Annotated in this window: 8 protein-coding genes; 3 read left to right on the top strand and 5 right to left on the bottom strand. The window is 62.9% G+C overall.

Going from position 1 to position 7,600, the window contains the following annotated elements; genetic code table 11:
* Positions 1 to 95: 95 nt before the first annotated feature.
* From EA346_RS13320 to EA346_RS13300, 5 genes are all read right to left on the bottom strand, one after another.
* Positions 96 to 494, bottom strand: coding sequence for a copper-binding protein (locus EA346_RS13320; protein WP_296759426.1), 399 nt, complete (start codon positions 492 to 494; stop codon positions 96 to 98).
* A 126-nt stretch (positions 495 to 620) separates the two neighbouring features.
* Complete coding sequence (locus tag EA346_RS13315; protein ID WP_296759422.1) at positions 621 to 2,027, bottom strand: copper oxidase; 1,407 nt, start codon at positions 2,025 to 2,027, stop codon at positions 621 to 623.
* A 4-nt stretch (positions 2,028 to 2,031) separates the two neighbouring features.
* Positions 2,032 to 3,345 (bottom strand): TolC family protein, encoded by a 1,314-nt coding sequence (locus tag EA346_RS13310; protein ID WP_296759418.1) that lies wholly within the window; start codon positions 3,343 to 3,345, stop codon positions 2,032 to 2,034.
* Between the two features lie 27 nt (positions 3,346 to 3,372).
* The gene (locus tag EA346_RS13305) at positions 3,373 to 4,278 is read right to left on the bottom strand and encodes a CopD family protein (protein WP_296759413.1); all 906 of its coding nucleotides are present in this window, start codon (positions 4,276 to 4,278) and stop codon (positions 3,373 to 3,375) included.
* Positions 4,279 to 4,281: 3 nt separating this feature from the next.
* Entirely contained in the window at positions 4,282 to 4,641 is a 360-nt protein-coding gene (locus tag EA346_RS13300; protein ID WP_296759410.1) for a copper resistance CopC family protein, read from the bottom strand.
* Between the two features lie 196 nt (positions 4,642 to 4,837).
* Here EA346_RS13300 and EA346_RS13295 point away from each other — a divergent pair, with 196 nt between their 5' ends.
* The 3 genes from EA346_RS13295 to EA346_RS13285 are packed head-to-tail and all read left to right on the top strand — an operon-like array spanning position 4,838 to position 7,436.
* Positions 4,838 to 5,518, top strand: a complete 681-nt coding sequence (locus EA346_RS13295; protein ID WP_296759405.1) for a heavy metal response regulator transcription factor — start codon at positions 4,838 to 4,840, stop codon at positions 5,516 to 5,518.
* Entirely contained in the window at positions 5,515 to 6,975 is a 1,461-nt protein-coding gene (locus tag EA346_RS13290; RefSeq protein ID WP_296759403.1) for a heavy metal sensor histidine kinase, read from the top strand. The genes EA346_RS13295 and EA346_RS13290 overlap by 4 nt, the downstream gene beginning before the upstream one ends.
* Positions 6,975 to 7,436, top strand: coding sequence for a cytochrome c (locus tag EA346_RS13285; RefSeq protein WP_296759400.1), 462 nt, complete (start codon positions 6,975 to 6,977; stop codon positions 7,434 to 7,436). Before EA346_RS13290 ends, EA346_RS13285 begins: the two co-directional genes overlap by 1 nt.
* Positions 7,437 to 7,600: the final 164 nt, after the last annotated feature.

Genomic DNA, 7,600 nt, shown 5'->3' with positions numbered 1-7,600 from the left:
CAACGACGACTGAGCGCTACCCCGCCCTCGGCTCGGTCACAGCGCTGGGGGCGGGACCGCGGCTTCATCGTCTTCCTGCCCGCAACCCGCGGTCGTTATTGCTTCGGCTCCACCGATAGCACGGTGTAGGCCCCATCGATCTGGTCGAATGTGGCCAGAATCTCGTCTCCGACGGAAAGCCCTTCCAGAAGGCTTGGATCAGATACATGGAACACCATCGTCATCGGTGGCATGTCGAGGTTGGGAATCTCGCCGTGTCGAAGTGAGACGGTATTTGCACGCGTGTTGATGCGGCGAACCTCCGATTCCACCTTCGGCAGTCCTCCTTCAACCGGCCCGGCGCCCGATCCGTGCATGCCCTGGGCATGGTCGTGATGCTGCATTCCATCGTTAGCGCCAGTGCCATGATGATGACCCTCCTGCGCGTGGCCACTGTTCAGCGCGACAACGCCAAAGACGGCGAGTAGTGTGAGGTACGGTAACGTTCTCTTCATAAACAGGTCTCTCCGCTTGTCCTGGTGAAACTTTGCGTGATCGCCTCCGCGCCCGTTCCCTTTGATGGGTCGAATCGGCGCGTCGGCGGGTAAGTCATGCGACCCCCACCCCTCCCTGTTCACCCGTCAGTGATTGTGCCCACCCGGTACCGGCTTGCGCACCCGCATTTCCAAAGCGGGACGGTTCAGATCGGGAACCTCGCCTTGATGCAGACGTTCCGCCGCAAAACGCTGCGGTTGCGGCAGGGACCCTGTCCACTCATAGGCCTGCGTCCCGGACGGTTGCTGGTACCAGCCGGGGTCGGAGTAATCGCCGGGCTTCTGGTCGTGGCGTACCTTGAGCATGGTGAACATGCCGCCCATGCCGATCGGCCCGTGCGGCCCGAAGCCCGACATCATTGCAAGGGTCTCCTCCGGCAGCATCATCGGCATATCCTTCATGTCGGCCATACCCCGCTCACCCATGACCATGTATTCCGGAACGAGATTCTGGATCCGCCCCACGAGACCCCGATGATCGACACCGATCATCGTCGGCACGTCGTGACCCATGGGGTTCATGACGTGATGGCTCTTATGACAATGGAAGGCCCAGTCACCCTCCGAATCGGCGATGAATTCGATCTGGCGCATCTGGCCCACCGCGATGTCGGAGGTCACTTCCGGCCACCGGGAGCCGGGGGGAGTCGGCCCGCCATCAGTTCCGCTGACCTCGAACTCGTGGCCGTGCAGGTGGATCGGATGGTTGGTCATCGTGAGATTGCCAACCCGGATGCGCACCCGGTCGCCCAGGCGGACATTGAAGGAATCGATACCCGGAAACGCCCGACTGTTGAAAGTCCACAGGTTGAAATCGAGCATGGTGTTGATCTTCGGCACCACGCTGCCCGGGTCGATATCGTACGCATTCAACAGGAAGCAGAAATCACGTTCTGCCTCGTTGATCCACTCGTGTTTCTGGCGTGGGTGTGTCACCCAGAAGCCCATCATCCCCATTGCCATCTGGACCATTTCATCGGCGTGCGGGTGATACATGAAGGTACCCGGACGACGCGCCACGAATTCGTACACAAAGGTCTTACCCACCGGGATGGCTTTCTGATTCAGTCCAGCGACTCCATCCATGCCGTTTGGCAGACGCTGGCCGTGCCAGTGAATCGTGGTCGGTTCGGGCAGGCGGTTGGTCACGAACAAGCGCACCCGATCGCCTTCGACCACCTCGATGGTCGGACCCGGACTCTGGCCGTTATAACCCCAAAGTCTGGCGATCATTCCGGGAGCGATCTCGCGTTCTACCGGTTCCGCAACCAGATGGAATTCCTTCACGCCATTGTTCATGCGCCAGGGTGCGGTCCAGCCATTCAGCGTGACCACCGGGTGGTAGGGGCGACCCGTGTCGGGCATGCGTGGTGGCGCGGTCTCCGGCGAGGTCACGATGGCGGGCTCGGGCAAGGCGGCCAGTGCCACCTTGCTCACCCCGGCCGCGGCCACGGCACCCAGTGCTGCTCCGCTGATGAAGTCGCGTCGATTCATGATCTTAGTGCCCTCCTGCGGCAGATTTTCGGCCCGTGGCGACAGCGCCGGCATCGGCTCCGGGATACTCCGCACCGGCGAGCACGGCCTGCAGATTCGCTTGCGCCAGCCAGAAGTCACGCCTCGCCTGCACCGCGGCATCGGCGCGTTCCACCCTATCGCGTGCGCTGGCAAGCAGGTCCCAGGTACTTTTCAGCATGCCGTTGTAGCGCAGCAGCATGTCGTCCTGGAGCTCCACACTCAGGCGGTGGTTCTCTTCAGCCCGTTGCGCAATCTCGTATGCGACGCGGTACTGGTGGTAGGCCTCACGCACCTGGGAACGGATCCGGACCGCGAGTGCAGCCGCCTCGGCCTGTGCCTTGGCGGCCCGGGCCGCCTCGTGACCAGGGGGCAGACGGCGCTGTTCCAGCACAGGGGCCGATGTAATGAGTGGATCCATGGATCCGTCCTCGACAGGAGCGGTCTCGAGCGCGTGAGAGAGCGCCCTCTCAGCGGCATCGTTCCACATGTCCCCGGTCCTGGACGCCAGTCCCCGCCGGGCGCGTTCGGCCTCGATCGCCAAAAGAGAGAGCGTGGGATGGCTCTTCAGCGCTGCAGCCTCCAGCCCGTCACCGTTTTGGGGCGTATCGGGCAAACTCGGCAACTGGTTCGGCAGAAGCAACGCGCTGACATCACCCCACAGACCAAGCTTGCGAATCAGCGCTTCGCGGGCACTCGCTGCAGCCTGACGCGCCTGCGCAAGATCGATCCCCGCATCGGAGAGGCCCAGTTGTTGGCGCAGGAGGCGGTCCTGCCCCCAATTCCCGACCCGCGTCATGCGCAGGGCGAGTTCCGTCGCAATCTCGGAGGCCTCGAATGCCTCCTGTACACGACGCAGCCCCTCCTCGGCCGCAACCGCCTGGATCCACGTCCGGTGAACATCAAGGACAAACTCCACAACCGCGATATCGGCCCGCGCGCGCTCCAGCCTGCTCATGTTTTCGGTGGCAAAGAGATCCGACCGATTGGACAGCGCGATCCTTACGGCATCGGTCAGTGACAGCGGTTCGCCTTCCGCAGAGACCTCGCCGGCTGGAACGGGTGGATTCTCGGCCTCCCATCGGATGATGTCGATGTGCCCCCGTGTGAAGGCGCCGACCGTGTCATTGGCGGACCGCCAATCGTCCTCCCCCATTGAGGCCTCCGGCAACAGGGAAGGTGGCAGTGGCGCGAAGGCCGGTTCAGGGACGGCCACGGCCGGGTCATAGGGCTGGGTTCCGGCCGCCAGCGACGGAACCAGGCCTGAGGCGAGAATCAGAAGGACGGCAATTCGATGCATCTAGGCGGTTCTCCTTTCCGTTCGATCCTACCCGTTGGGCGAAGTGGTGGTTGTCATCAGCGCGGTTACGAAGAGAATCAGCAACACCAGAAGGCCCTCGATCAGAAGACTTCCTCGCAGGCGCCGCGAAGCACTCGGATCTCCACGTTCGAAGGCGGGAACCAGTCGCCACTTGTTCAACGCGGCGATCGCCAGGAGGAAGAGGACCAGCGTGATCTTGATCAGCAGGGTCTGCCCGTAAACGCTCTCAAAAAGTGGTGCAACCCCTCCGACCAACAACCACGACAGTCCAACTGCAGCCGCCACCAGGAGGCCGACCGTCACTGATGCGATCTTGCCAAAGCGCGCGAGAGCCCGCGCAGCGACCGCAGCCGGGATTGCCTTTCCGGCCAATCGGTACAATGGAATCAATGCGCCGACCCAGAAAGCCACGGCGGCCAGATGAACGAAGAGCAGCATCGCCAGGAGCCAGCGGGGCTCGTCCTTCGTATGTCCGACCTGTGTAAAAGCCAAGAGCACCAGGATCACCCCGACCGCACTCAGCCCGAGCCCCAGATACCGCCAGCGTCCCCAGCCGATCAGAATGCCATGCAAGAGAAAGAGCCCGCTCGCGGCGAGGATCATTCGGCTCCCCTGGGCGCTCTCGAAGACGATACCGAGAAGCACCGGGTCGAGAGCAGCAGCAAGAGTCGCCCCGCCCAGAAATCCTGCCTGTAACGGCCATTGCAGCCATAGCAGCCCGACGGCAAGCCATGCCGAAGCGACCACGAGTAGCCGAAGTCCGATCCGATCCCAATCCTGCTCCTCGGGAGATGTCAGCCTGAAGAGAACTCCACCCGTCGCAACCAGAGAACTCGCATAGAAGCCCGCGGCCGCAAGCACCATGAGCAGCATCCACGGATCCAGGCCATCAAGGGCTGCCGGCCAGAACATCCGTTAGCGCACCGTGAAGTAGAACTCGTCAAACATCGTATGCCCGTCCTCGGCCAGACCACGCCATCGGACGGTATACTCGCCGGGCGTCAAGGCATTGCTTGGGGCAGTCTCGAAACGGGAGACAGGGGTTCGACCTGGACGTTGACGCAAATCGACCGGGCCGTTGGGACCCGATACCTCGAAGAACGTCAATCGCATTTCGTGGTCGAACCAGACGGCGATCTGTTCCGGACTGCCGTCTATCATGGACTCGTGTGCTGGGTCTGATCCCTCCTGCTGCGCGTGAGCCAGAAGGCTATGGGGCAGCATCAACATCAGAGCCGCCATCACAGCCGGCACCGTCCACATCAAACGGGTCATCGCGAATCCTCGATTGGTATCTGAAACGAAGCAGGCCGCATGGCCCACTAGTTGCTCGGCTGAAACTCGGCGGAATCATGCAGCAAACCACAGAACGCCAAGCTGACCGTCAGGTTACATCTTTGTCATCTTTCCGCCCGCGCCTCGACCGAGTGGCAGAATGCAGGGATTTTCGAGGAGAGGTGAAGGCAGCCGCATGAAAATCCTGATCGTCGAGGACGAACCGAAAACTGGCGAATACCTGCGCCAGGGCCTGAGCGAGGCCGGCTTCGTCGTCGATCTCGCTCGCGATGGACTCGATGGTCTGCACCTCGCGACCTCCGGCGATTATGATCTGCTGGTGCTGGATGTGATGCTGCCGCGCATGGACGGCTGGGCGCTTCTGCAAGCCCTCAGACTCTCCGGGCACGAGGTCCCGGTTTTGTTTCTGACCGCGAGGGATCAGGTCGAGGATCGGGTTCGCGGGCTTGAACTCGGGGCCGATGACTATCTCGTGAAGCCCTTTGCCTTCGCCGAACTGCTCGCGCGGGTGCGTGGGCTGCTGCGTCGCGGCCGCAACAAGGAACCAGAAGTATTGACCGCCGCCGACCTGGAAATCGACCTGCTGCGCCGCAGGGTGAAGCGCGGCGGCGTCCGCATCGATCTCACGGCCAAGGAATTCGCTTTACTGGAACTTCTGGTCCGTCGCCAGGGGGAGGTTCTGCCCAGATCCCTGATCGCCTCGCAGGTCTGGGACATGAACTTCGACAGTGACACCAACGTGATCGAAGTCGCCGTCCGTCGCCTGCGCGCCAAGGTCGACGAGCCATTCGAGCCGAAGCTTATCCGCACAATGCGTGGAATGGGATATGTGTTGGAAACCCCAGAACTGCCATGAGCGCCGCCCCGCCGCCCGCGCTGGCAAAGAAGCGTCATTCGCGCCGCAGGCCTCTCTCGCTGACGGCCCGGCTCGCCATCCTCTTCGCGCTAATGGCCGCGAGCCTGCTACTCGGGGTGGGTATCCTGCTGGAGCGGGCGGTCGATTCCCATTTCGACGAACTCGATGCATACGATCTCGACGCCAAGATGGCGGTGATCGGTCATCTCATCGAGACCACAGACGATGAGGAGGCGCTTGAGCTCCTACCACGGCGACTCAAGGACGCCTTCGCAGGCCACGAGAATCTCGCGGTATTGCTGCGCGACGCCGATCGCGTCGTGGTCTTCGGGACACGACTGTCCAGCTTCGAGCCCGAGCAGTTGACCGGGCCAGTCGTGGGCGGAACCGAGCGGGTCTGGGTGCGGGATGGGCGACACTTTATCAGCCGCCTGCGGGAGTTCCAGCTGCCGTTGCCCGAAGCCCCGACGCTGCACGCGGCGCTGGCTCTGGACATTACCCACCACGTCCACTTCCTGGATGAGTTGCGCATACGTCTCTGGTTCGGGGTCTCGGTGGCAGCGGCCTTCGCAGCACTGCTGGGGTGGCTCGCGGCGCGCCAGGGTCTTGCCCCGCTCACGCGGGTCACCGCCACTGCGCGCCGACTCTCCGCTGAGCAGCTGGGACAGCGCATTTCCCAGGACGATGCCCCGGCCGAGGTTCGCGAACTGGCCGAGGCTTTCAACGAGATGCTGGACCGACTGGAGGCGTCCTTTCGTCGGCTCAGCGATTTCTCCGCAGACATTGCCCACGAACTGCGCACCCCGGTTTCAAACCTGATGACGGAAACCCAGGTGGCCCTGACACGCGCGCGCAGCGCCGAGGATTACCGCGAGACCCTCCACTCGAACCTTGAAGAGTTCGACCGTCTCGCGCGTATGATCAGCGACATGCTTTTCCTGGCCAAAGCCGACAACGGGCTGCTTCCAAGGCCGGCCGAGGTCGTTACGTTGGGGGCAGAGGCCCGGGCCCTGCTCGAATTCTACGAGGCCTTGGCTGACGAGCAGGGCGTGCGATTGCGGCTGAGCGGAGAGGCAAGCGTCGTTGGCGATCGGCTGATGTTGCGCCAGGCAATCGCGAACCTGCTGTCGAACGCGCTCCGCCATACGGCCGCAGGGAACACGGTGGAGATCGAGATCAGCAGGGGGAAAAATCAGGCGATCCTCAAGGTATGCAACCCGGGGGCAGTGATTCCGGCAGAACGGCTCCCCCTCCTCTTTGACCGCTTTCACCGCGCGGATGATTCACGGTCGGGACGCGGTGAAGGCGCGGGCCTCGGCCTCGCCATTACCCGGTCTATCGTGGAGACACACGGAGGACACGTCGAAGTGCAGTCCGCGGACGGGTTCACCACCTTCTCGCTGCACCTTCCGCTCGGTCCTTCCCTACCTTTCCATGGCCGACAAGGAGACGAATGATGATGAAACGAACAAGCCTACCTATCGCAATGATTTGCCTTGCGCTGCTCAGCGGCTGCAGCGAGCCCACGAATGACGCAACCGGAGCACAGGATCGCGGTGCGTCGGATGCTGCCTCTGCCGTACCGGAACGGACGGATGCACCCCGAGCCGAGTTTCGCATCCCTCCGGAGGATTTCGAGGTAATTCCCGCGCGAGGCGCCGATCTCTTCGCTGCGCATTGCGCCAGCTGCCATGGAACCGGCGCCCTCGGCTCGGATCAGGGTCCGCCGCTGATCCATCGGATTTACGAACCGTCGCATCACTCCGATCTGGCCTTCTATCGGGCCGTTGCCCTTGGCGTCCATCAGCATCACTGGGAGTTCGGCGCGATGCCGCCGGTTGCGGGCGTGTCCGGAGAGGATGCCGCGCACATCATTGCCTGGATCCGTCGGGAGCAGCGCGCCGCAGGCATCGAATGACGGGGAACCATCGCGGTTAACGTGAAAGTCACAGCCCAGTAGGTCGGGTTAGCGCAGCGTAACCCGACGACGTCCCGGGGACGACGCTATTTTGCGCCCATGGGTGGGACGCGAGGCCCGTCGGGTTACGCCCTTTGGGCTAACCCGACCTACAGTTTGCGGCT

The sequence above is a fragment of the Thioalkalivibrio sp. genome, from assembly GCF_007692535.1.
Lineage (GTDB): Bacteria > Pseudomonadota > Gammaproteobacteria > Ectothiorhodospirales > Ectothiorhodospiraceae > Thioalkalivibrio.
Note: the sequence above shows the minus strand (reverse complement) of the source record. Positions and strands in the feature narration are given on the sequence as shown.